25 protein-coding genes are annotated in these 23,357 nt (G+C 64.9%); 8 read left to right on the top strand and 17 right to left on the bottom strand.

Going from position 1 to position 23,357, the window contains the following annotated elements; translation table 11 throughout:
* Nucleotides 1-16: 16 nt before the first annotated feature.
* From AC1MCD_RS19310 to AC1MCD_RS19295, 4 genes are all read left to right on the top strand, one after another.
* Nucleotides 17-1,216: an NAD(P)-dependent malic enzyme gene (locus AC1MCD_RS19310; protein WP_498674368.1), complete on the top strand. Its 1,200-nt coding sequence runs from the start codon at nt 17-19 to the stop codon at nt 1,214-1,216.
* Nucleotides 1,217-1,359: 143 nt separating this feature from the next.
* The gene (locus tag AC1MCD_RS19305; RefSeq protein ID WP_498674366.1) at nt 1,360-1,860 is read left to right on the top strand and encodes a DUF456 domain-containing protein; all 501 of its coding nucleotides are present in this window, start codon (nt 1,360-1,362) and stop codon (nt 1,858-1,860) included.
* A gap of 47 nt (nt 1,861-1,907) precedes the next feature.
* Nucleotides 1,908-2,873: a hypothetical protein gene (locus tag AC1MCD_RS19300; protein WP_498674363.1), complete on the top strand. Its 966-nt coding sequence runs from the start codon at nt 1,908-1,910 to the stop codon at nt 2,871-2,873.
* 54 nt (nt 2,874-2,927) lie between these two features.
* Nucleotides 2,928-3,287: a nuclear transport factor 2 family protein gene (locus AC1MCD_RS19295; RefSeq protein WP_498674360.1), complete on the top strand. Its 360-nt coding sequence runs from the start codon at nt 2,928-2,930 to the stop codon at nt 3,285-3,287.
* Between the two features lie 11 nt (nt 3,288-3,298).
* On the opposite strand, the gene AC1MCD_RS19290 is transcribed toward AC1MCD_RS19295, so the two are convergent.
* Nucleotides 3,299-3,952 (bottom strand): LysE family translocator, encoded by a 654-nt coding sequence (locus AC1MCD_RS19290; RefSeq protein ID WP_498674358.1) that lies wholly within the window; start codon nt 3,950-3,952, stop codon nt 3,299-3,301.
* A 104-nt stretch (nt 3,953-4,056) separates the two neighbouring features.
* Between AC1MCD_RS19290 and AC1MCD_RS19285 the strand changes: the two genes are divergently transcribed.
* Nucleotides 4,057-4,512 carry an Lrp/AsnC family transcriptional regulator gene (locus AC1MCD_RS19285; RefSeq protein ID WP_477711103.1) on the top strand — a complete coding sequence of 152 codons (456 nt, stop codon included), beginning with the start codon at nt 4,057-4,059 and terminating at the stop codon, nt 4,510-4,512.
* Nucleotides 4,513-4,664: 152 nt separating this feature from the next.
* Here the strand turns inward: AC1MCD_RS19285 and AC1MCD_RS19280 are convergent, their stop codons facing one another.
* Together AC1MCD_RS19280 and AC1MCD_RS19275 are read right to left on the bottom strand one after the other, a co-directional pair.
* The gene (locus tag AC1MCD_RS19280) at nt 4,665-5,261 is read right to left on the bottom strand and encodes a hypothetical protein (RefSeq protein ID WP_498674354.1); all 597 of its coding nucleotides are present in this window, start codon (nt 5,259-5,261) and stop codon (nt 4,665-4,667) included.
* Between the two features lie 93 nt (nt 5,262-5,354).
* The gene (locus tag AC1MCD_RS19275; RefSeq protein ID WP_498674351.1) at nt 5,355-5,822 is read right to left on the bottom strand and encodes an Lrp/AsnC family transcriptional regulator; all 468 of its coding nucleotides are present in this window, start codon (nt 5,820-5,822) and stop codon (nt 5,355-5,357) included.
* Nucleotides 5,823-6,226: 404 nt separating this feature from the next.
* On the opposite strand from AC1MCD_RS19275, the gene gluQRS reads away from it, so the two are divergent.
* Nucleotides 6,227-7,147: a tRNA glutamyl-Q(34) synthetase GluQRS gene (gluQRS, locus tag AC1MCD_RS19270; RefSeq protein ID WP_498674347.1), complete on the top strand. Its 921-nt coding sequence runs from the start codon at nt 6,227-6,229 to the stop codon at nt 7,145-7,147.
* On the opposite strand, the gene AC1MCD_RS19265 is transcribed toward gluQRS, so the two are convergent.
* The 6 genes from AC1MCD_RS19265 to AC1MCD_RS19240 all read right to left on the bottom strand — a co-directional run bounded on the left by AC1MCD_RS19265 (nt 7,144) and on the right by AC1MCD_RS19240 (nt 13,849).
* On the bottom strand, nt 7,144-8,715 hold the full coding sequence (locus AC1MCD_RS19265; RefSeq protein WP_498674345.1) for an acyl-CoA synthetase: 1,572 nt from the start codon (nt 8,713-8,715) through the stop codon (nt 7,144-7,146). The genes gluQRS and AC1MCD_RS19265 overlap by 4 nt on opposite strands.
* A gap of 54 nt (nt 8,716-8,769) precedes the next feature.
* Nucleotides 8,770-10,137, bottom strand: a complete 1,368-nt coding sequence (locus tag AC1MCD_RS19260) for an MFS transporter (protein ID WP_498674343.1) — start codon at nt 10,135-10,137, stop codon at nt 8,770-8,772.
* Nucleotides 10,138-10,178: 41 nt separating this feature from the next.
* Nucleotides 10,179-10,634, bottom strand: a complete 456-nt coding sequence (locus AC1MCD_RS19255) for a MaoC family dehydratase (protein WP_498674340.1) — start codon at nt 10,632-10,634, stop codon at nt 10,179-10,181.
* Nucleotides 10,635-10,718: 84 nt separating this feature from the next.
* Nucleotides 10,719-11,984: an acyl-CoA dehydrogenase family protein gene (locus AC1MCD_RS19250; RefSeq protein WP_498674337.1), complete on the bottom strand. Its 1,266-nt coding sequence runs from the start codon at nt 11,982-11,984 to the stop codon at nt 10,719-10,721.
* A 1-nt stretch (nt 11,985) separates the two neighbouring features.
* Nucleotides 11,986-12,870: an amidohydrolase family protein gene (locus AC1MCD_RS19245; RefSeq protein WP_498674336.1), complete on the bottom strand. Its 885-nt coding sequence runs from the start codon at nt 12,868-12,870 to the stop codon at nt 11,986-11,988.
* 40 nt (nt 12,871-12,910) lie between these two features.
* Entirely contained in the window at nt 12,911-13,849 is a 939-nt protein-coding gene (locus AC1MCD_RS19240) for an SDR family NAD(P)-dependent oxidoreductase (protein ID WP_498674335.1), read from the bottom strand.
* Between the two features lie 124 nt (nt 13,850-13,973).
* On the opposite strand from AC1MCD_RS19240, the gene AC1MCD_RS19235 reads away from it, so the two are divergent.
* Together AC1MCD_RS19235 and AC1MCD_RS19230 are read left to right on the top strand one after the other, a co-directional pair.
* Entirely contained in the window at nt 13,974-14,453 is a 480-nt protein-coding gene (locus AC1MCD_RS19235) for a MarR family winged helix-turn-helix transcriptional regulator (protein ID WP_498674333.1), read from the top strand.
* Between the two features lie 19 nt (nt 14,454-14,472).
* Nucleotides 14,473-15,114 (top strand): HD domain-containing protein, encoded by a 642-nt coding sequence (locus tag AC1MCD_RS19230; RefSeq protein ID WP_498674331.1) that lies wholly within the window; start codon nt 14,473-14,475, stop codon nt 15,112-15,114.
* Nucleotides 15,115-15,122: 8 nt separating this feature from the next.
* Here AC1MCD_RS19230 and AC1MCD_RS19225 read toward each other — a convergent pair whose 3' ends face one another.
* From AC1MCD_RS19225 to AC1MCD_RS19190, 8 genes are all read right to left on the bottom strand, one after another.
* The gene (locus AC1MCD_RS19225; RefSeq protein WP_498674329.1) at nt 15,123-15,365 is read right to left on the bottom strand and encodes a hypothetical protein; all 243 of its coding nucleotides are present in this window, start codon (nt 15,363-15,365) and stop codon (nt 15,123-15,125) included.
* Complete coding sequence (locus AC1MCD_RS19220) at nt 15,340-16,194, bottom strand: carboxylesterase family protein (RefSeq protein ID WP_498674326.1); 855 nt, start codon at nt 16,192-16,194, stop codon at nt 15,340-15,342. The genes AC1MCD_RS19225 and AC1MCD_RS19220 overlap by 26 nt, the downstream gene beginning before the upstream one ends.
* A gap of 226 nt (nt 16,195-16,420) precedes the next feature.
* A complete protein-coding gene (locus AC1MCD_RS19215) occupies nt 16,421-18,094 on the bottom strand; it encodes an HNH endonuclease signature motif containing protein (protein ID WP_498674325.1) in 1,674 nt (557 codons plus the stop codon).
* A gap of 167 nt (nt 18,095-18,261) precedes the next feature.
* A complete protein-coding gene (locus tag AC1MCD_RS19210) occupies nt 18,262-19,578 on the bottom strand; it encodes an ATP-binding protein (RefSeq protein ID WP_498674323.1) in 1,317 nt (438 codons plus the stop codon).
* A 139-nt stretch (nt 19,579-19,717) separates the two neighbouring features.
* Entirely contained in the window at nt 19,718-20,206 is a 489-nt protein-coding gene (locus tag AC1MCD_RS19205; protein WP_498674322.1) for a universal stress protein, read from the bottom strand.
* A 125-nt stretch (nt 20,207-20,331) separates the two neighbouring features.
* On the bottom strand, nt 20,332-20,580 hold the full coding sequence (locus tag AC1MCD_RS19200; protein WP_498674320.1) for an SCO4226 family nickel-binding protein: 249 nt from the start codon (nt 20,578-20,580) through the stop codon (nt 20,332-20,334).
* Between the two features lie 131 nt (nt 20,581-20,711).
* A complete protein-coding gene (locus AC1MCD_RS19195) occupies nt 20,712-21,659 on the bottom strand; it encodes an L-lactate dehydrogenase (RefSeq protein ID WP_498674318.1) in 948 nt (315 codons plus the stop codon).
* A 153-nt stretch (nt 21,660-21,812) separates the two neighbouring features.
* On the bottom strand, nt 21,813-23,333 hold the full coding sequence (locus AC1MCD_RS19190; RefSeq protein ID WP_498674315.1) for an amino acid permease: 1,521 nt from the start codon (nt 23,331-23,333) through the stop codon (nt 21,813-21,815).
* Nucleotides 23,334-23,357: the final 24 nt, after the last annotated feature.

Below are 23,357 nucleotides of genomic sequence, written 5' to 3'. Positions count from 1 at the left end.
CCCAGGAGACAACGAAGTGTCCATTGACGCAATTGCACCGACCGACAATTCAGCAGCCACAGCCCTGACCGAAGCGGAGATCTTCGATGCCCACCAGGGCGGCAAACTCTCGGTTACCAGCACCGTCCCGCTGTCGAACAAGCGCGACCTTTCCATCGCGTACACCCCCGGTGTGGCCGAGGTCAGCCGTGCCATCCATAACAACCCGGAGCTCGCCAAGACCCTTACCTGGGCGCAGCGCCTGGTGGTAGTGGTCAGCGACGGCACCGCGGTGCTTGGCCTGGGCAACATCGGCGCCAGTGCGTCGCTGCCCGTCATGGAGGGCAAGTCCGCCCTCTTCAAGACGTTCGGCGAACTGGATTCCATTCCCCTGGTCCTGAACACCACGGACGTCGACGAGATCGTGGAAACCCTGGTACGGCTCCGCCCCAGCTTCGGCGCCGTGAACCTCGAGGACATCTCCGCCCCGCGGTGCTTCGAGCTGGAGGAGAAGCTCATCGAGGCGCTGGACTGCCCGGTCATGCACGATGACCAGCACGGCACGGCGGTGGTGGCCCTCGCCGCACTGACGAACGCCGCCAAGGTCACCGGCCGCGAACTCGCCGGCCTCCGCGTCGTTGTTTCCGGCGCAGGTGCAGCAGGCATCGCCGTCGCCGAAATCCTGCTCGCCGCAGGGATCGAGGACGTTGTCCTGCTCGACTCCAAGGGAGTCATCAACCGCGACCGGGCGGACATCGCTGCCGACCCGCAGAGCAAGAAGTCCGAGATGGCCCAGCGCAGCAACCCGCGCGGCATCACCGGCGGACCGGGCGAAGCGCTGCTCGGTGCGGACGTGTTCATCGGGGTTTCCTCATCCAAGCTGGACGAGGCGCACCTGAAGCTGATGAACGCCGAATCCATCGTGTTCGCCCTCTCCAACCCGGACCCCGAAGTCCTTCCCGAGGTGGCCACCAAGTACGCCGCCGTTGTGGCCACCGGCCGCAGCGACTTCCCCAACCAGATCAACAACGTCCTGGCATTCCCCGGAATCTTCCGCGGCGCGCTGGACGCCGGCGCCCGCCGGATTACGCCGGCCATGAAGCTGGCTGCGGCCCGCGCCATCGCCGAACTCGCCGAAGCCGATCTCTCGGTGGACTACATCGTGCCCAGCCCGCTGGACCCGCGCGTTGCCCCGGCGGTAACGGCCGCCGTCGCCGCCGCTGTGGAAACTGAGTAACCTCCGCCGCGACACACTGCCATAACGCCCGACGGCGGTGCCTCCCTTTCTAAGGGGAGGCACCGCCGTCGGGGGTTAAGGCGCGCGGCGAGCCTGGGAGGCGGGTTCCGGTAGCCTGACCGGGCCACCCTAAACTGGGGCTCATGAACTCCGAAACCGTTGTAAGCATCCTCTGTGGCGTCGCCATCCTCGTGGGGGTGGCCGGCACCATCATCCCGGTGCTGCCGGGCAGCTTCCTGATCGGCCTGAGCCTGCTGGCATGGGCCATCTGGGGCGGTGCCGGAACACTGGGCTGGGTGATCTTCGCGGTGGGAATGGTTTTTGTGGTCGCCGGCATGTCGGCCAGTGCGGTGCTGACCGGCCGGAAGCTCAAGCAACACGGCATCCCCAGCCGGAGCGTGGTGGTGGGCCTGGTTGCAGGCGTGATCGGGATGTTCATCATTCCCGTGGTGGGGCTTTTCGTCGGCTTCGCCGCCGGCCTGCTGCTCAGTGAACTGAGCCGCACGCGGGAGATCCATACCGCAACCAGGACCAGCTGGGCCGCCCTGAAAGCCACGGGCCTGGGTATGCTCGCGGAGTTCGGCCTGGCCTGTTTGGCGGCCAGCACCTGGGTGATCGGACTCTGGATTGCAGCGGCCACCTAGCATTGCCAGGTAGGCCACCACGCCGGGGTGACACGTAGCATGGAGAGATGACCTTGGGGGATGCCAGAGGACCGATCTATCGGGATACCCGTGACCTGACCCCGTTCGGGAATGTCCAGCTGCAGACGCCCGTCCGGGAACTCGCAGGCAGTGTGGGCGGGCTGATCCATGGTGTGCTGGGCGGGCGGGACGCGGCGCTCCTGGCCGTGGACGGCGAGGTCCCCAGGCTCAAGCGGATGCCGGGCAAGGCGGTTAGGGCAGTCCATGAGGCCATCTTCAACAGCAAGGAACCCGAACGGCTCATCGTCCTGGGCCGCACCTACCCCGGCTGGGCCGGGCTCTGTTCCGTCATCGCCGGCCTCCTGGCCTACCAGCATGGCGGCTACCTGCGCGCTTCCGAGCTCCTGCAGCGGGGCCTTTCCATCAGGAACGACGACGACGCCAACCAGTACGCGGCTACGTATCTGACGCGTGTGGTCACCCGGGTGGAGGTCGCCGAACGCGTCGAAGTCCCCGTGCTGTTCGGTCAGGAGTCCGTCTTCCTGGCGCTGTCGCATTCCCTGCGGGAAACGGGCCAGCTGGAAGCGGCGCTGCAGACCGTAACGGGGTTGCCGCCGTCGTTGCCGTCCGCCCTGGCCCGCTGCGCGCTGGCGTTCTCGCTGGGACGGGACAAGGAGGTGGTGATCTGGACCGAGGGGCTGCTGAATTCCGATGACTTGTCGGCCGCGTTGCTGCTGCTCCGCGGGCGTGCATTGCGCCGGCTCGGCGCCCACTCGAAGGCGCAGGAGGCTCTCCAGGAGGTGCTCCGCCGTCGTAAAACGGACGCAGTGCTCCGCAACGATGCCCTGACGGACCGCGCCCTGCTGGTGCTGGATAACGGCCGGAGGTCCCTCAATCCGCGGGACTGGCTTCGGGGCAGGCCGGCAGAGCTGGAAACCTTCGAGGTTATCCGCAAGGACGTGGACGAGCGCAGGCTGTGGGAGCAGGAGTGGGAAAACCTGGACGGAAAATAGGCGTCGGGCCGCTGGCGCCTTGTGGGGCTGCCCGTGCCGGGGTACAACGGAGGCATGAGCGACGCAGCCAGGCGCTGGATGGAAAAGTACATTGCGGCGTGGGCCAGCAACGAGCCCGACGACATCCGGGCGCTGTTCACCGAAGAAGCCGTCTACGCCACCCGGCCGCAGGACAAGGATCCATGGCGGGGCCGCGAGCAAATTGTGGATCGCTGGCTGACGGCGCGGGACGACGCCGACGAATGGACCTTTGACTGGACCCTGTTGGGCACCGACGGTGGGCTGGCCTTTGTGCAGGGCTTCACGCATTACCTGGGTGACCGGCCCAGCTATGACAACCTGTGGGTGATCCGGTTAGAGCCCGACGGGCGCGCGTCCGAGTTCACCGAATGGTTCATGGAGCGTGATGTCTAGGCGGGCAAGGTCTAGGCCTGCTGGGTGAGTCCGGCAACCAGCGGGACAACTTGCTCCGCCAGGAGCCCCGCACCCAGGAGAACCATGATGATGCCGCTGGCGAGCGTGACGGCGCGGGCGGCGCCGGGGCGCGACTGGAGGAGTTTGCGGGCCAGCAGTGCCACGCAGGTGTAGACGGTTCCGGCCAGCAGCACAAACGTCAGGCCCAGCAGCCCGGATTGGACGGGCAGCGGGAGGGTGGCTTCGGGGCTGACGAACTGCGGCACCAGCGCCACATAGAACAGCAGGCCTTTGGGGTTGATGCCGCTGGTGCCCATGCCCTGCAGGAAGGTCCGGAGCTGGTTGGCGGGCTTTCCGACGGCGTCCGCCGCACTGAAGGAGGCCCCGCGCCAGGAGCGGAGGGTGCTGATGCCCAGCCACAGGAGGTAGCCGGCCCCGGCCACGGTGAGCCAGCCGAGGAGGCCGGGCATTCCGGACAGCAGGGCTGCCAGTCCCACCACCATCAGCAGTGTGTGGAGGACATAGCCGCCGCAGAGTCCTGCGACGGCGGGCACAAAGCTGCGTTGCCGCAGCCCGGCGCTGATGGAGTAGGCCCAGTCCACGCCGGGGGTGCACGCGAGGGCGGCGGCCACCAGCACGAAGGCGAAAAACAACTGGGGGTTCATGGCGGGCTCCTGTCCGATGGCTACAGGACAAACCCTATGAAGTTTCCGGCCATAAGTGCTTACCTATTTCGCCCCGGCTGATCCCCAATAGGTAAGATTATTGCGTGATTGACCATATTGACAGGAATATTTTGCGCTACCTCAAGGAGGACGGCCGAATGACTGCCACGGCACTGGCCGCCAAGGTGGGGTTGACGGTGGCGCCGTGCCACCGGAGGCTGCGTGACCTTGAGGCTTCGGGAGTGATCCGCGGCTACAAGGCGGACATCGATCCTGCCGCCGTCGGATTGGGGTTCGAGGCGATCGTGTTTGTTACGTTGCGCCAGGTGGACCGCTCCACCATGGAGATCTTCGAAAACCGTGTGGCTGATACACCCAACATCGTGGAAGCGCAGCGGCTCTTCGGCTCACCGGACTACCTGCTGAAGGTCATTGCCGAGGACCTGCCGGCCTATCAGCGGTTCTACGACGCGGAACTGACCTCGCTTCCGGGCGTGGAGCGGCTGACGTCCACGCTGGTGATGAAAAACCTCAAGTCCAACGCCGGCCCGCCGGTCTAACTGCAGCGCGGGGTCACACAATGCCGTTCCGGAGCCCTTCTTCGGCCCGTATCTGACCCCGCGTTGCTGCGTCCACACCGGACTAGGCGACCGTCAGCCCATGGGGCTGACGTGGACGATGATCACCTGGGTTTCCTTGGCGCCGTCGTACCTCAGGTCGTAATTGACTTCCAAGCCCGTGGCCGTTCCGGGAGTGATGGAGTAATCGCTTTTGTCTTCCGGATCCCGCTCCATGGATGAAACCAGCGTTCAGCGACACCGCTGTCGATTCCAAAGCGCTTCACGCCGTCCCGGATGAGGTCCCCGAACTCAGCGAGCGAACCGGCGGTGAGGAAGTAGGTGACTTCGGTGAAGTCCTCTTCGTTGCCCGTGGTCTTGAAGCGGATGCGGTCCGTTTGGCCTGTGATCTCGCCCTTGGGAGCCGCAATGGTCAGGGCAACTTTGCCTGTATCGCGGGTGTTGATCTCGGGGCCGTAGCTGTTGTTGGCGACCCCCACCGAAGCCTTCGCCAGGCGTCCGGACCGCATGTCCAGCCGCGCGGTCTTGGTTTCGCGGATCTGGTTCACTCCCGCGGGGTCCAGGGTTGAGTAGCTGCCGGCTATCAGCGGCTTGGCTGTTTGAACATCTGGCGGAGCCCCGGCGCAGCCCGCCACGGCGAAGACGAGGGCAAGCAGGGAGCTGGCGCTCCTCAACCGAAGTCCGCTGCGGGGCCTGCTCCGCGGCTGCCCCGGCGTCCTGATTCCCGCCATTTTCCCCCCTTAAGTCCCGTGCCAGCCTAGCTGCGGTGGACACAGGAGTGCGATGGGCAGAGCTCCCCGCCGGCCCCGTTGGCCGTCGGAGGTTCAATCCTTCAGTAGCCCTGTGGTCCTGTAGGGGATGACCTCCCGCAGGAACATGCTGGTTGACGTGCGGACGATTCCCGGGCAGAGGCGGATTTCCTCTGACACGCGGTAGAGATCGTCCGGGCTGGTTGCCACCACCCGGATCAGCAGGTCGGTATCGCCGGCGGGGGCGTGGCACTCAAGGACTTCAGGGATCTCGCGGAGGGCGGCGATGGCTTCATTGAGATGGCTTTGATCCAGCTCGGCGCTCACGGCGGCTGCCACCCCGCGGCCAAGGGCGGAAGGCAGAACGCGGCTGCTGTTGGGGCGGAGCGCGCCCGACGCCGTCATCCGCTCCAGCCGGGACTGTACTGTCCCGCGCGCCAGGCCCAGCCGTTGGGCGAGGACCATGATCGGAAGGCGCGGATCCTCGTCCAAGGCATTAAGGATCCGCTTGTCCGTGACATCCAATTCCTGCAATCTGATCATTTCCTGTCGGTTCTAGCGGCGCGCATTGGTCAGTCTGACCATTGATTCTTGTGCCGGTTGTGCCAACTGTAAGGTGTCTGCTCAAATGGTGGCAACAAGCAGGAAACAGGCTACCGCCCATCCTGCAGGCTTACAGACTCACCGGCACACCACCCGGAAACTGGACACCGCCTCCCGCAAGGAGGCCGCCGCTGATGACACTTGTTCACACCACGGTCATTCTGCAAACACGACAAGAGCCCCTGAACTCCCGGGCGCCGGATCTTCCGGCGTCATCGGTAGCTGAGGGGCTCTTGTGTTGTCCGCAGCAGAAATGCGGCAACGCGGAGTCACTTTCGGCCCGATGGGAGCCCCACATCGGGCGCTGAGTGACCCCGCGTTGTCCCTGTGCGTAGGGTTGTTTCATGACTCGTGCCGGACGCTTCGCCCCCAGCCCTTCCGGTGAACTCCATGTCGGCAATCTCCGCACCGCCATTCTTGCCTGGCTGTTCGCCCGTTCCACGGGCCGGGACTTCCTGTTGCGCGTTGAGGACCTGGACCGTGCGCGTGCCGGGGCGGAGGCTAAGCAGCTCCGCGATCTGGCAGCCATCGGCGTGACGTGGGACGGCGCCGTCGTCCGCCAGACAGACCGCACTGCGGTGTACGACGACGCCATTGGCCAGCTAAGCGCTGCGGGCATGACCTATGAGTGCTTCTGCACACGCCGCGAAATCCAGGAGGCGCCATCGGCTCCGCACGCACCGCAGGGCGCCTATCCGGGCACGTGCCGCAACTTGGATCCGGCCGAGCTGGAGTACAAACGTTCCACGCGGCCGGCGGCCATCAGACTCCGGGCGGACGTCACGGAATACACCGTGAACGACGTCCTGTGCGGGGAATTCACCGGGGTTGTGGATGACTTTGTCCTGCGCCGCAACGACGGCGTGACCGCCTACAACCTCGCGGTGGTGGTGGACGACGCGGCCCAGGGGATAGATCAAGTAGTGCGCGGTGACGATCTCCTGCCCTCCACTCCACGGCAGGCCTACCTCGCCTCACTGTTGAATATGCCGGTTCCGGAATATGTACATGTGCCGCTGGTTGTGAACTCTGACGGCGCCCGTCTGGCCAAGCGCGACGGAGCCGTGACGCTGGCCGACCTCGCCCTCACCGGCGCTACTGCGGCGGACGTCCGGGACGTCATCCTCCAATCCCTGGGTCTGCCGGCCGGGACGCTGGAAGAAACGCTCGCCGCATTCCGGCCCGCCCGCCTTCCCCGCGAGCCGTGGGTGTGGACAGGCATGGGTGTGGCCGGGCATGGTTGCGCCCAGCCCCTGGTCAATTAGCCCTGGCCAGCGGAGAGCCTCCGAAGATCGTTCTTCCGGATTTTCCCGCTCGCAGTGCGCGGCATTTCGTCCACGAACACCACTGACTTCGGGATTTTGTAACGCGCCAGCCTTCCCTCAAGATGCGTCCGCAGCTCGGCCTCGGTGAGCCGTGCGCCCTCACGCAGCAGCACTACGGCCCGCGGGACTTCACCCCACTTCTCGTCAGCGACGCCAATGACGGCCACGCTGCCCACCGCATCCAGTTCGGTGATGGCCTGCTCCACCTCAGCCGGATAGATGTTTTCGCCGCCGGAAATGATCATGTCCTTGAGCCGGTCGGACACGAACACAAAGCCCTCGCCGTCCTTGTAGCCCAGGTCGCCGGATTTGAACCAGCCTCCGGCGGCGTAGGATTCGGCCGTGGCCTCGGGCCGGTTCCAGTATCCGTTGATAACGTTGGGTCCCTTGATCTGGATCTCCGCGACGGTTCCCGGTGCTACCACCGCATCCAGCGGGTCGGCGATGCGAACGTCGGTGAAGAAATGGGGCAGCCCGGCGGAGCCGGCCTTCTCCCTGGACCATGCTGCAGGAAGTACTGTTGCCGCCGGAGCCGTCTCCGTCATGCCATAGCCGGTGCCGATCTGCAGGCCCCGGGCTTCATAAGCGTCGAGCACCCGCATCGGGATGGCCGATCCACCGCAGGTCAGCTTGTTCAGCGAACTGAGGTCTGTGGCTGCCCACGCAGAGTGTTCGCAGATCAGCTGATACGTGGTGGGGACGCCGCTCATAGTTGTCACTTTGTACTGCTCGATCAGGCCAAGGATCCGGCTTGGATCAAACCGGGATTCGAGGATGACTGTTCCGCCCTTGAGGAATGTGGGCAGGACGCCCATGTCCAGCGAGGCCACATGGAACATCGGCGAAATCATCAACGCGACATCCGACGATGCGAAGTCGAAGTCCACAATGACGTTGATGCAGTTCCAGGTGACGTTGCCATGGGTCAGAAGTGCGCCCTTCGGGCGGCCGGTGGTGCCCGAGGTGTAGAGAATCATGACTCCGTCGTCCAGGCCCACGTTTTCGTCGATCGGACCGTCACTGCCGGAGGACACCACGTCTTCGAAAAGCTCAATCACGGTCTGTCCCCCGCCGCTGAGGGCGGCGGCAGCATCAGCGTCGGGGGTACTGGCGTCGTCCACTGCCACGAGCCTCTGCACGGCTGTACCGGCAGCGCCGTGCGTGGCGAGATCCACCAGGCTCTGGGCGTGGATCAGGACTGAAGCCTCGCAGTCCTCCAGCTGAAATCGAATTTCCGGCGGTGCCAGCCGCGTATTCAGGGGTACGAAGATGGCGCCCAAGGTGCCGCAGGCAAAGAGGGTTTCCAGGAAGGCGGGGTGGTTCTCGCCCAGATAGGCCACCCTGTCTCCTTTTGCCACGCCCCGGTCGCGTAGCGCGTTGGCGAGCTTGAGGCTCCGGTCGGCGAACGCTGCATAGCTGAGTTCACGCCCTTCGCTGATGAGAGCGGTCTTGCTGGCCGACTTGGGGCGGCGACGTTGGAGCCACGAGCCGATGCCAAAATTCTCCACGGGGAAGCCTTTCTACTGTGAGGTGAGCGCGCTTGAGGGAGCCGAGCTGAAGGGTCAGGACTTCACTGTCACGAGGTCGTTGTTCTTCGGTTCCCTGGTGAGGAGGATGAAGACGATGGACACGACGGACATGATGGCCAGATAGGTGACCACGGATGCCGTGTCCTGACCGGAGTCCTTGAAGATCTGGGCCACGATGCCCGGGGTGAACCCGGCGCCGAGAAGGGTGGCCAACTGGTATCCGAGCGATGCGCCGGTGTAGCGCGATGTGGTGCCGAACTGCTCGGACACAAAGGCTGCCAGGGGCCCAAAAAGGGTGGAGTGGATCATCAGGCCAATGGCGAAGGCCACGAAGATCAGCATGATGTTGTTCGAGGACAGTAGCGAAAACATGGGGATCAGGTAGATGATGAACAGCACCAGGCCGCCGATCATCACCGGGCGCCGGCCCAGTTTGTCGGAGAGCTTGCCGCCCAGGATGACGAACACGATGGACAGCGCTGACGCTGCGGCAAAGGCGTACAGCACACCCTGCCGGTCCGCGCCCTTGGAGACGGCATACGTGACTGAGAACGTCGCCAGCACAACCTGGAGTGCGAAGCCCGCTGCCCCGGCCAGCATGGTGAAGATCAGCGTCTTTGGACGGCGAAGCACCTGCAGCAGCGGGATATCCCGCTTGGCAGTTATGCCCGCCCGCATAGCCTCTTGCTCGGCCTGGGCCTTCTCGGCCTTTTCCTGTTCCAGTGCAGCCTTGAAGATGGGGCTTTCGGAGACCTTCAGGCGGACGAACATGCCCACGCCCAGCAGGACGAAGGAGAGCAGGAACGGTACACGCCAGCCCCAGCTGAGGAACTGGTCGTTGGGCAGGGCCGAGAACGCGCCCATGGCGAGTGTGCCGAGGACGGCGCCTGTGGGAGCGCCGGCGTTCACGAAGGATGCAGCGAATCCACGCTTGCCGGACTCGGAATGCTCCAGCGCCATCAGTGCTGCGCCGCCCCACTCCCCTCCCACGGCAATGCCCTGGAAGACGCGGAGGATGACCAGGAGCACCGCGCCCCAGGGGCCTGCCACGGAGGCGTCGGGTACCACGCCGATCAGGGTGGAGGCGATGCCCATCATCAGCATGGAGATGATCAGCATGTTCTTGCGGCCGAGCCTGTCGCCGAAGTGGCCGAAGATGATGCCGCCCAGGGGACGGGCCACATAGCCGGCGGCGAACGTGCCGTAGGCGGCCACAACGCCCACCCAGTCGTCCATCCCGCTGAAGAAGACTTTCGGGAACACTACTGCGGCGGCGGTGGCGTAAAGCAGGAAGTCGTAGTACTCGATGGTGCTGCCCAGGTAGCTGGAGGCGATGACGGTGCGTGCTTCCTTGCGACGCTCGGCAGTGCCCATGGCTTGCAGCTGGTTGACTCCGGACATGATTGTTCCTTTTGACTACTTAAGTGGAGAACGGTGGGGGTCTACTTGTAGAACCGGGCCAGGAACTCGGCCACGACTGCGGGGCGTTCCTGACCTTCGATTTCGATGGTGTTGGCTACCTTGATCTGGGCGCCGCCCTTGACTTCGGTGACGTCGGCGATGGTGGCCTGCATGCGGATCCGCGAGCCCACCTTCACCGGCGACGTGAAACGGACCTTGTCGAGGCCGTAGTTGACTTTGGTGGTGACGCCCTCGACGTCGAATAGCTCGCCCCAAAACGGGATGATGAGCGAGAGGGTCAGGAAGCCGTGAGCGATGGGGGCCCCGAACGGACCCTCTTTGGCTCGCTCCGGATCCACATGAATCCACTGGTCGTCACCGGTGGCGTCAGCGAATTTATTGATCTGCTCCTGCGTGATCTCGCGGTACTCGGTGACGCCGAGGTCGGTGCCGGAAAGGGTGAGCAGTTTGTCGAAGTCGACGACGAGATTGGGCATCTTTGCCTCCTGGTTAGGTTTGGTTGGTGTTTTCGTTGTGTGGAAGTACGACGGCGGATGCCGGGTTTTCGACGTTTGTGCTGGTCAGCGCGTGAAGGCGCTTTCGCCGGTCAGGGCGCGGCCCACAATGAGTGCGTTGATCTCGTGGGTGCCTTCGTAGGAATAGACGGCTTCGGCGTCCGCATGGAAGCGGGCAACGTCTGTGTCGAGCGTGATGCCGTTGCCGCCTACCACCTCGCGGGCCAGGGCCACGGTTTCGCGCATCAGGAGGGACGTCTGCATCTTCGCCAGGGCCGAGTCCTGGTCGCGGTAAATGCCCTTGGCCTGCTGCTCTGTCAACCGCACCACCAGGGACAGCGAGGACGTGACGTTGCCGAGCATCCGGGCGAGTTTCTCCTGGACCAGTTGGAACGAGCCAAGGGTGCGGCCGAACTGCTTGCGTCCGTTGACGTAGGCCAGGGCGGCTTCGAAGGCGCCGGCCTGGAGGCCGGTGGCGATCCACGCGACGTCCGAGCGCATGGCGCGCAGCATTGCAGCGACGTCGCGGAAGGAGTTCACGTTATGCAGGCGCATGGTGTCGGGCACCTTGACGCCAGTGAGGGTGATGTGGGCGTTCTGCATCATGCGCAGGGACGTCTTGCCGTGGATCTTCTCCAGCGAAACGCCCGGTGCCTCGCGTTCGACCAGGAAGGCTTTCACCTGTCCGTCTGCCACATCCCGGGCGAACACCGCCAGGACGTCTGCTGTGGAAGCGCCACCGATCCAGCGCTTCGCACCGTCCAGGATCCAGCCATCGCCTTCGCGGCGTGCAGTGGTGGACAGGCCGCCGGCGATGTCGGAGCCGGACTCGGGCTCGGTGAGCGAAAAGACGCCCTTGAGCGAGAAGTCGATCACCTTCGGCATCCACTCCTGCTGCTGCGCCTCTGAAGCGCCCACGCGGATGGCCGTGCGGAAGAGCCCCGCCTGCGCCGTATACCAGGTTGCCAGCGAAGCGTCCGTACGTGCGAGTTCGAAGATCCGGAACCCTTGGTAGATACCCCGGGCAGGGACCCGTCCCGCACCCGGAGAGTCGGTGATTTCCGCAAGTTCCGTCAGTTCGGCCGGCTCCATCAGGTCCAGGTCGATCAGCGGCCGGGCTAGTTCAGTCGGAAATTCGCCGCGCTCCCAGTGGTCCGCCAGCAGCGGGCGTGCCTTCTCGTCAAGGAAGCTGCGAAGCCTGCCCAGGACGCGGCGCTCGCTGTCGGTCAGGAGAGACTCCGCATCGTAGAAGTCCGAGACTCGATAGAGGCGTTCCTGACTCTCCGCGGGAGGGAGCGCACTCACGGTAGGTGCCGCCGTCGTCGTATCCATCTCAGCCTCCCAGCCCGAGGAGGCGCACGGCGTTGTCCTTGAGGATCTTAGGCCGGACCTCGTCCTTGAGGGGCAGGTCCGCGAACGCACCGAGCCACTTCTGCGGGGTGATGAGCGGGAAGTCGGTGCCGAAGAGCACCTTGTCCTGGAGGACCGAGTTGGACATCCGCACCAGAGACTCAGGAAAGTACTTCGGCGACCAGCCGGACAGGTCGATGAAGACATTCGATTTGTGTGTCGCGATGGAGTTGGCCTCGTCCTGCCACGGCACGGAAGGGTGAGCCATGATGATCTGCAGTTCCGGGAAATCAGCTGCCACCGCATCCAGCAGGAGGGGGTTGGAGTAGCCCAGCTTGATGCCGTATCCGCCCGGGAGGCCTGCGCCCATGCCGTTCTGTCCGGTGTGGAAAATCGCGGGCAGCCCGAGCTCCTGCAGGGTTTCCCAGAGGGGGTAAAACTGCTCGCTGGACGGGTCGAAGCCCTGCAGCGACGGGTGGAACTTGAAACCGCGGGCGCCCAGGTCAACGGCCTGGCGTTTGGCGCCCTGGATCGCATCGGTGCCGGTGCGGGGATCGACGCTGCCGAACGGAATCAGCACGTCGTTGTTCCGGGCGGCACCGGCGATCAGGTCCTCGATGCTGTTCGGCTCGTGCTTGAGCTGGGTGCGGGCGTCAACAGTAAAGACGACGGCGGCCATGTTCAGTCCGCGGTAGATCTCCGCGATGCGGTCCAACGAGGGAGAACGGTCCTCGGCTTTGAAGTACTTCGCGGACGCCTCGGTCAGTGCCGGCGGGAGGGATTCGTGGCCGTGGCCGTCCACCTCCAGGTGAACGTGCATATCAATCGCATCGAGTGTGGCGGCATCGATGCCCAGTTCGTAACGCATATCGATTTCCTTAGCAGTCAGATGGCCAGGGCGCAGTGGGCTAGCGGGCCGGGGCCGGCTCGGGCTTGAGCTCCTCGGGCAGCGGAAGGAACTCCTCGCCGTAGCTCTGGAGCGTGTCAGCACTGAACAGTTCATCCGCGTTCTCGCGCAGGGCTTCGTAGCTCCAGCCGCCCTCGCGGTATTCGGTGGTCGCGGCCGCCGGGTGCGTCCAGACCTGCAGCCGGTCGCCGCCGGCGCCGATGGCCTGGCCGGTGATCCCTGCCGCCGCGTCAGAGGCGAGGAAGGCAATCAGGCCCGCGACGTCGTCGGCCGTTCCGAAGCCGAGGTCATGCCGGAAGAAGGACGGCATGGCCTCGCCGCGCTCATCTGCTTCAACGGCCTTCTGGAAGTACGGGACCGTCTTCGTCATGGCGGTCGCGGCCACCGGGATCACCGAGTTCACAGTCACGCCGGCCTTCTTCATCTCCAGTGCCCAGGTGCGGACCATGCCTACGATGCCGGCCTTGGCTGCGGCGTAGTTGGTCTGGCCGAAGTTGCCGCGCTGGCCCGTGGGGGAACCGATGGTGATGATCCGGCCCTGGACGTTGTTCTCCTTGAAGTAGGCGAAGGCCTCGCGGACGCAGGTGAAGGTGCCCTTGAGGTGGACGTTGATGACCAGGTCAAAGTCCTCGTCGGTCATCTTCAGCAGGCTCTTGTCCCGGAGGATGCCGGCATTGGTGACCAGAATGTCCAAACGGCCATAGGCTTCGATGGCGCCTGCCACCAGCGCCTTGGCGGCTTCAGTGCCGCCCACCGGGGCAACGACGGCGGTGGCCCGGCCGCCGTCGGCCTCAATCTGCGCGACAGCCTGCGCGGCGGTCTCGGCGTTGACGTCATTAATGACGACGGCGGCACCCTGGCGGGCGAGTTCCCGGGCGTAGGCGAGGCCGAGTCCCTGACCGCTTCCGGTGACGATTGCTACTTTGCCTGAGAGGCTCATTGCTGCTCCTTTGCTAGCTGACCATGTTCACCCTGCCGTTCGGCATGGGATGCTGTTCTGTATCCATGAGAATATGGATTGTTGTAGAAGTCAATGATTTATTTTGAAAACTATCTGGAGTGACATGACCATCGAAGTGCAGGGGACGAAGCAGGGTGGCGTTGAAGACAAGTTGGTGGCCGCTTCGATCACTAACGACATGGGCTTCCTGCTGGCAAAACTGCACGCAGCGGGGTCCGTGCTGAACAACAGGGCCCTCGCCACTTTTGATCTCAAGGAGCGCTCGTATTCGGTGCTGATCCTCGCGAACAGCGGCCTCGAACCAACCCAGCGTGAGCTCGCAGATTTCCTAAGCTTGGATCCGAGCCAGATCGTGGCCCTGGTTGATGACCTGGAAAAGCGGGGACTGGTGGTCCGGGCTCCCGGCAAGCTGGACCGCAGGGCCAAGACCGTGACTGCTACTCCGGCGGGCGCCAAACTCCACGCGCGTGCTTCTGAGGCGGCCGCGCAGGCAGAGACGGAGGCGCTGCAAGGCCTCGACACCGCTGAAGTGGCCACCATGAAGGCGCTGCTGCGTAAGGCGCTTTGGGGCGGTGCGGTGTAAGGGGCCGTAGGCTGGAACCATGTCAGACCAGGACTCCATGGAGCACAACGCCACGCCGCCCAGATTCACCGTCGAGACCGCAAAGGTCTTGGCGGAGGTTGCCCATAACCGGCAAAAGGACAAGCTCAAACGCCCCTACCGTGACCATGTCATCGCCGTGGGGGACGCCCTGGCTGACTTCGACGATGACGTCCGGATTGCCGGCTACCTCCACGACATCGCCGAGGACACTCCCATCACCAGGCAGGCACTTCTGGAGATGGGCGTCTCCGAGCGGGCAGCAGACATCATCGAGCGGGTCACCAACCGGCTGCACGACAACCCCGATGACTACCAGGCCGGCATTCGCTACATCGCAGAGGACCACGATGCCGCCCTGGTGAAGATCGCGGACAACGCCCACAATTCCATCCCCGAACGCGTGAAAGCACTTGCCGAAAAGTGGCCGGACAAGCCGCCGGTCACCAAGTACAGGGATGCCCGGCCGGTTCTGTATGCCGCCGTGGAGACAGAGGAAATCCGCAATATTCTGGCCCGCGTGAACCCGTGGCTGCTCGAAGAACTTGATGACCGGCTGGACGAGGAAGACGACACCGACTACGAGAACCTCACCTACGACTCCGAGCCCGAGCCGGATTCCCAACCCGGGTCCGGGTCCTAGCCCGAGTCTTAGCGCACGTCCTTCCAGAGGTCCAGTTCCCACGCCCGCGGGTCATGGACGAGGCGTGATTCGGTGTCGAAGAGCATCGTGGCCCGGCCGGCGCTATCGTACTGTGGCCAGCCGGGATCCCCGGTAGCGGCGAAGGAAACCCAGGCCGCGTGCATGGCATCGGCCAAGGCCTGCGGCGGGTCTGCCCCCAAAAGTGGCCCGAACAGCCGGGAGTCTTTATCCAGGGTGTCGAAAACGAACATCCGGCTGGCCACGGCGTCTTGTCCCCAAACGCTCCGGATCGGGCCGGGCGATGAGATCCGCCTTTAACTCCGCCTGGGCTGCGAGCAGGCGGTGGGTGGGCACGGCCGCTATCGCCACCCGGGTTGGCGGAACCCCGAGCTTTTCGGCGAGGAACCCTCCGATCCTTTGGGCGGTGCCGGTGGCGATCGCGTGATGGGCAGCGCCGCTCTGAAGGATGGCCCGCCGGAACAACCCTTCGGCGCGGGGCATCGAGAGCAGAACCCCGATGCTCATGGCACCTGCCGACTGGCCAAAGACTGTGACGTTGCCGGAATCACCGCCGAAGGCTGCAATGTTGTCGCGGACCCATTCCAAAGCTGCGACCTGATCGAGGAGGCCGGCATTGGCATAGCCGTCGCCCAGGTCCAGGAACCCGTCCGCGCCGACCCGCCAGTTGATCACCACGCAGACCACACCGTCCCGGGTGAAGTTTGTCCCGTTGTAGGCGGCCGTTGAGCCGATTTCGAACGCGCCGCCTTGGATCCACACCATCACCGGCAGGCCAGCCGCGCCTGGGTCCGGGGTCCAGATATTCAGGTTCAGGCAGTCCGCGCCGCCCAGCCCGGTGTCCCACTCTGTGCCCGCACTTTCCGGGGGCGCCAACTGGAAAGGGGCCGCACCGTACTGGTTGGCGTCCCGAACCCCGTTCCAGGGCTCGAGCGGCTGCGGCAGACGGAACCGGTTACCGCCCGAGGTGTCCGCCGCATAAGGAATGCCAAGGAAACGGTGCACGCCGCCGGCGGCGCTCCCTCGCAACTGCCCCTGCTTGGTTGTGACGACGGTGCTCATGCGTGACACCTCCACAGTCCGACTTTTCCGCCCCTACCTGTCACCTTGGCAGCTGTTGCGGTGCCGTTGCAGGGCCGAAGGTCATGGCCCATGGAAACTAGCTGGCGGCTCAGGGTGGAAGCAATGACGGCTGGAAGCAACGACGGGTGGAAGCAATGACGATGGTCAGGCCAAGAAAGCTCCAGTGGCGTGGCAGCACCGAGATTTTAGGTGGGTCCCGGCCTAATTAGCCCGTGTTGCCGGAAGGCGAACGCGCGCCGCTGCCCGCCAGCGGCTGTTCAGTCAGCCAGAGAAAGTCGGGTACGGAAGCAAACCCAAGCGGCTCCGGTTTATTGAGACGACGCCGCCATAGCCACGCCCACTCGGGGTCGGGATCCGCCAGAATCGGTATTTCGGACAGGCTTTCTGGCAGGGAAGAGCCACGGTCCCTATGGGGGAGTTGATCGACGATCTGGTCCGCCCCAGGAAATGGTTCCTGGTCGGGGAGCCGGTCTACGATCTGATCCGGCCAGGTTGGTGGTTCCCAGTCGGGGTGTTCGCTGGTGTAGTGGCGGCCGGTGGGGGAGATCCAGCCGGGTGGTTCGTCTTTGGTGGCCTCGGTGGGTTTCCAGGCTGTGGTGTGTTTGAGCCGGTGGTGTTTGGGGCATGGTTGGCCGAGGTTGGAGATACCGGTGGTGCCGCCGTGGTGCCAGGCGAGGAGGTGGTCGGCTTCGTTGTCCAGGGATTGGTTGTTACAGCCGGGGAACGGGCACTTCCCGTCCCGCATCCTCAGCCATTGGCGCATGGCGGTGGGGATCCGGTAGCTGTCCCGGCCGATTTCCAGGGGTGCGCCGTTGCGGGGGTCGGTCAGGACGCGGTGGAAGGACTCCGCACCATCGGCAACGAGCGTACGTGCCATGGACGGCGGGATCGGCCCGTACCCGTCCAACATGGCGGGCTCATCGGTCAGTCCCATCAGCGCGAACACCGGCACCGTGACCAGGACCTGGGCTTTCGGTGACGGGATGAGGTCAGCTTGCCCGCCCAGGAGCCAGGCGGCGGCATTGTCTGCCCTGAGCTGGGTGAGGGTCCTGGACTCGGTGGGGCCCTGGAGGGCACGGGCGGCGGTGGTGGCGCGGTCCCAGATCCCGGCGGCCTGATCTGCGGGGAGGTAGGCCGAAAGCCAGGCCATCCCGTCCCGGTCCGTGGTGTACTCGAGACGGCGGTCGGCGGCGGAGCGGGTGTGGCGTTGTTCGATGCTCTCGGGGTGGTGGCGTTCGCGCCAGGTCCGGGCTTTGGCGCGGAACCGGGACGGGATCATGTCCCCGGCCGGGCCGCGTGCCGGGTTGGGCGCGTCGGGGTCCAGAAAGTGCGCTTCCAGGGCTGCCGCGCCGGCGTGATCGAGATTGAGGGTTTCGTCCACCATGATCCGGGCGTGCTGCCACGAAATGTTTCCTGCCTGCAGGGCGGCGAGGGTCAAGGGCAGTGTGGTGGTGAGCCGGTGGGAGGTGGACAGAAGCGAGGCGGCGTTTGGTTCGCTGACGGTCAGGACGCAGGCGACCTCTGCGATCGCGGCCATTTCGTGGGCGGTGTTCTCCTGTGGGGATACCGCCGGTGGCGTGAGCGCCGTGGTCCCGTCGATGTATTCGGTGGTGGTGAATACTTTCAAAGCGGCTGTGCTTGCTTCGAGCCGGGAGATGACGGCCAGGCGGTCCAGGGAGCCGTCCACACCCTGGCGCAACGGATCCGGCCCGGCAGGATCCTCACGCTGGCGACGGCGGAGTTCGGTCAGCTCGGCAACACCAGCCACGACGGCCTCAAGCGCCCCATCCGCACACGCCGCATCGACTGGCACGGCTGCTGCTTGGCCGGCGTCCGCCGACATCGCGTCTGGCCGATCGTCCGCTGCTGTGCTTTCCATGTTTCCATCTTGGCCAGGGGGTACGACATTTAAGGGTCCCCTGAAGCCCATCCCTGAAAGATTTCCGGAGATCTTTTTGGCTGCCCACAGTTACCGCTCAGGTGGTCGCCCACTGGTACCGCCCCCGCTGGTACCGCCCCGCCTACGCCAGCCAGTCCCGCCCCGACCTAAACCCGCCCCAGCGAGTCGATGTCCTCAAGGAAGTCCTGGTGGACCTCGGCGCTGACGGTGGTCCGCGTCTCCCCGATGGCGTCCAGATAATCCTCCGTGGAGGGACCCTTCCGGACCGCCTCGCGAACTGAGACGCTGCCGCCGGAAGCCGCGCCGCCGTCGTCGTACACTGCCTTTTCCAGCGCACGCTGGGAGGCGCTGCGGGCGGCGTACTCAATGTCCGCGGGCGAGAATCCCTCGGTGCGCTCCACGAGGAGTTCCACGTCGACGTCGTCCACCACGGCGGTCGGGATGAAGCGCTGCCACATGGCTTCGCGGGCCTGTCGGTCGGGGAGGCCAATGGGGATGACGTAGTCGAACCGGCCGTGGCGCAGGAACGCGGTGTCCAGCGCCCGGATGAAGTTGGTGGCGCAGACCAGCAGGCGGCCGGGCTGTTCACGGAACGCCGGAATGATCTTCAGCAGCTCATTGGTGACGCCCTGCAACGGCGACGGCGGTTCGCCCGAACGCTGGGAGGCGATCTCCTCCACTTCGTCGATAAACACTACGCAGTGCTCCAGCTCGGCGATCTCCAGGAACGTCTCGCGCAGCGCTCCGGCGAGCCCCTTGGGATCGGCGGCCAGCCGCGACGGGAAAACTTCCACAAACGGCCACTCCAGGCGGGACGCGATCGCCTTCGCAAAGGTGGTTTTACCGGTTCCCGGAGGACCAAACAGCACCACGGCCCGCGGCGGCACCACCCCATATTCGTCAGCGAGGTCGGCCTCCGCGAGCGGCAGGACCAGGCGCCGTTCCAGGAGCTCCTTCTCCTTGCGCATGCCCGCAACGTTCTCCCACAGGTCACGCGCCAGGATCCGGCCACCCAGCTGGCCGAGCGCACCGAGCTCCTGCCGCTGGACAGGGATGGTCCGCTCGAAATATCGCAGGTTCTTTTTCAGCGCGAAGCCGCGGCTGAGGAAGGCCTCCACGCGGGTTTCGGCCTCGGGCATCAGCGCCGAAAGTTTGTTGAGGCCGTGCGGGGTCATGCGGTTTTCGACGGCGGCGAGCAGCGAGGTGCCGATGCCCCGGCCGCGGTATTCGGGCAGTGTAGCCAGGAAAACGATCCAGCCCTGGTCATGGGCAGCACGTCCGACGGCGGCGCCGACCACCTGCTCACCCTGCACCGCCACCACGGCATGATCCTTCTCGCACGACGCCAGCACTTCCGAGAGGGCGTAAACGGGCTCCACGTCAGAAGCCTTGAGGGACTCCCAGAGATGCAGGATGCCGTCCAGGTCTGCTGAGTGGAAATCCCTGATCCGCCAGTTGGTCATGCCGTGTCTCCCGGGTGGTTCGTCGTTGAACTGCAGGTCATTGGTGCACAGAGCGGTGCCCTGAGGCGCTCTGCTGAGCATAGGCGATCTGCCCGCGACGAAGGGTTGCGGGAGCGTTGCGTTACGCGCTGCTTCCGGACTACAGCTTTGCGGCGTCCTCGCCCTTGGAACCCTTCCAGAGATGGTGGGTCCGGTGGCTTCCGTCCGAATGCACTACCAGGACCGGGCAGGCAGCATGGGAAACGCAGGCTGAGCTCACCGACCCCAGATGCATGCCCATGATTCCGCCCTGCCCGCGGCGGCCCACCACCAGCATGGCCGCGTCTGCTGCGGTCTCGACGAGTTTTGCCGGCGCGGGGCCACGGACCAGCTCTTGGCTGAGGTCTGCAGGGGCGTCGGGGCCGAACGCTTTGCCGAGGGCCTCGGTCAGTGTCTTGCTTGCGGCCGCTTCGAAGGCGTCAGTATCGGGTGGAACATAGCCGGCGTAGATCTGGGGGTAGTTCCAACAGGCCACCGCGTGAATCCTGGCATCGAGGGCGGGGGCCAGTCGGGCCGCGAGACGCAGCGCCTGCACCGAGGAATCCGAGCCGTCCACACCAACAACAATCTTTGCTTCGGGGTTGTCCATCGAGGTACTCCTTGTGGAGAGATGCTTCTAAAAGAGGTGCTTCCGTAAGAGGGCAGCGGACGACGGCGGCAAATTCGGTTCCGAAAGAAGGGAACCGGGCGTGCCGCCGTCGTACTGTCGCTGAGTCAGACCTTGATGGGAACGGGATGGACCTCATCCGCGGGGTGCCCTGCCCGCTCATGGATACGCCGGACAGCATCCGCTGACGGAGCCTCCGACAAGCAGTAAACCAAGCCCGACTCGGGATCGGCCCAAGCTGACTTGAAGTCGACCTTCTCGTCGCTTTGGATGGCCACATCGGCGTCGTGGGCCTCTCGAAGGGCCTCCTGGGTGATTCCAACCATGTTGCGATGAACATCCATGAATTCCGGCATGATGCCAATGCTCCTTAACTAGGTTTCGCCGTTGAAACAGCAGGATGAGGCTGACGCTAGACCCGGGCATGGAAGCCGTCAAGAGGCAGGCGTAGGCATGTGGAAAGGGACGTTCCTTGCTGTTCCGCCAGCTAGATCCCCAATGTGGCCAGGCTGCTCCGCAGTGTGTCGGCCGAATGCTGAAGGGCGGCCAATTCGCCGTCGTCCATTGGCGTGTGAAGGATGCGGTGCACACCGCCGCGGCCCACGACGCTGGGGAGAGACAGTGCCACCCCCGTGATTCCGTACGGGCCGTCGAGGACGGTGGACACAGGAAGCACAGCGTTCTCGTCCCGGAGGAGGGCCTCCACGATCCGCGCTCCGGACAGGCCGATGGCGTAGTTGGTTGCCCCCTTGCCGGCGATGACCTTGTACGCTGCCTGCGTCACTTCGCGGGCGGTTTCTTCGAGGTAGTCCGAAGTGAAGATCCGCTGGCCTGCAACTTCCCAGTCGCGGATGGGGACCGGCCCGATCGTAGCGCCTGACCACACAGGAAACTCAGTATCGCCGTGCTCGCCCACCATGCTGGCGTGCACGCTGGCCACGGCGACACCGGCGCGCCGGGCCAGCAGCCACCGCAGCCGCGACGTATCCAGCACGGTGCCGGAGGAAAAGACGCGTTCCGATGGCAGCCCGGAAATCTTCTGGGCCGCCACCGTGAGTACGTCGCAGGGGTTGGTCACCAAAACATAGACCGCGTCCGGGGCGTGCTGAAGCAGTTGCGGCATGAGCTGTTCGAGGATGCGGACGTTGGTCCCGGCGAGGTCCAGCCGCGTCTGACCTGGAGCCTGCTTTGCCCCGGCAGTGATAACTACGACGTCGGCGCCTTCAGTCACGGCGATGTCGCCGCCACCCGTGACGGTTGCCGCCACCGCGGCGAACTGGGTGCCGTGCGCGAGGTCCAGGACCTCCGCTTCCGCTTTAAGGGCGTTGACGTCAAACAGCGCGACGTTGCTGGCGGAGCCACGGATCAGGGCGGCGTAAGCCAGTGAGGTGCCCACGCTTCCGGCTCCCACGATGGCAAGTTTGGATCCTGGCATGAGCTACCTCTTCCCCGGTCCCCGGGCCCCGGTTCCCGGAGCTCGGGGAGCTCCGGGAACCGCGCTGATGGTTGTCCGCGATGGCTTCATGCTATCCATTCGTGGGAGGCCGCACACCAGGGAGCGGCAGGAGTTCGTCCCTGCCCGGAAACCCTACTTCTTGAACGACTCCGCGGGCGGGTTTGCCACTACCGGAGCCGTGCCGGTGAAGCCCTCGCGGGTCGCGGCGATTTCGCGGATGCGGTGCCTGCAGGCGTACCAGCCCACCACCATCAGTGCGGAGGCGATGGCGGTGACCAGCATGGTGAGCGGGGATTCGATGAAGACCATGATGAGGACGCCTGCCAGGAAGAGCAGGGAGAGGTACCCCGTGTAGGGGGCGCCGATCATGCGGAAGGAGGGGCGGTTGAGCCAGCCCTTGTCCGCCCAGCGCTTGAGCTGGATCTGGCAGAGCACAATGGTTGCCCAGGTCATGACGATGCCCACCGAAGCCACGTTCAGCACAATCTCGAAGGCCTGGGCGGGCACCAGGTAGTTCAGCGGGACACCCAGCAGGGAGACGCCGGCGGTAATGGCGATCCCGCCGTAAGGGACGCCCGCCTTGTTCATCCGGGACGCGAACTTAGGGGCAGAACCGTTGACGGACATGGAACGAAGTATGCGGCCGGTGGAATATAAGCCGGCGTTCAGCGAGGAGAGCGCGGCGGTCAGCACCACCAGGTTCATGATGACGTCCACACCCTGGATGCCGATGGAGCCGAAAAACGTCACGAAGGGGCTGACGCCCTTTTCGTAGGAGGTGTACGGCAGCAGCAGGGCGAGGAGGATGACGGAGCCGACGTAGAACACTGCGATGCGGAACACCACGGAGTTGATGGCCTTGGGCATGATCTTTTCCGGGTTTTCGGTTTCGCCGGCAGCGGTGCCGACGAGTTCGATGGAGGCGTAGGCGAACAGGACGCCCTGCATCAGGATGATCATGGGGAGCAGGCCGTTGGGGAAGATCCCGCCGTTGTCCGAGAGGAGGCTCAGGCCAACCTGCTGGCCGTCCACGGGGGTGCCGAAGATGACGAAGTAGGTGCCGACGACGAGGAAGATGACCAGCGCGGCGACCTTGATGATGGCGAACCAGAATTCGAGTTCGCCGAAGACCTTGACCGAGACGAGGTTCAGGGCGAGGACCACGAGGAGGGCAGTCAGGGCCCAGGCCCACTGCGGGACCGCTGCCATCCAGGGGATGTAGTGGCCGAAGAAGTTCATGTACAGGGCGGCGGCGGTGATGTCCACGATGGTGGTGGTGGCCCAGTTGATCCAGTAGAACCAGCCGGAGACGAACGCGGCTTTCTCGCCGAAGAATTCACGGGCGTAGGAGACGAACGAGCCCGAGGAGGGCCGGTGCAGCACCAGTTCGCCCAGGGCCCGGAGGATGAGGAATGCGAAGAAGCCGCAGACGGCGTAGGCGATGACCAGTGACGGGCCGGCGGCGTTGAGCCGGCCGCCGGCTCCGAGGAACAGGCCGGTGCCGATGGCGCCGCCGATGGCGATCATCTGGATCTGCCGCGGTTTGAGGTTTTTGTGGTAGCCCTTGTCCTCCGCGTGGAGGGCGGTTTCGGAGGCGTGGGCGTGGCCGCCGTCGATTATGTGGTCAGGGATGGGGGTGGGGGGATTCGACATGGGGGAGGGTCCTTTGAAATCCGG

It is taken from the genome of Arthrobacter sp. BF1 (assembly GCF_056680215.1).
Note: the sequence above shows the minus strand (reverse complement) of the source record. Positions and strands in the feature narration are given on the sequence as shown.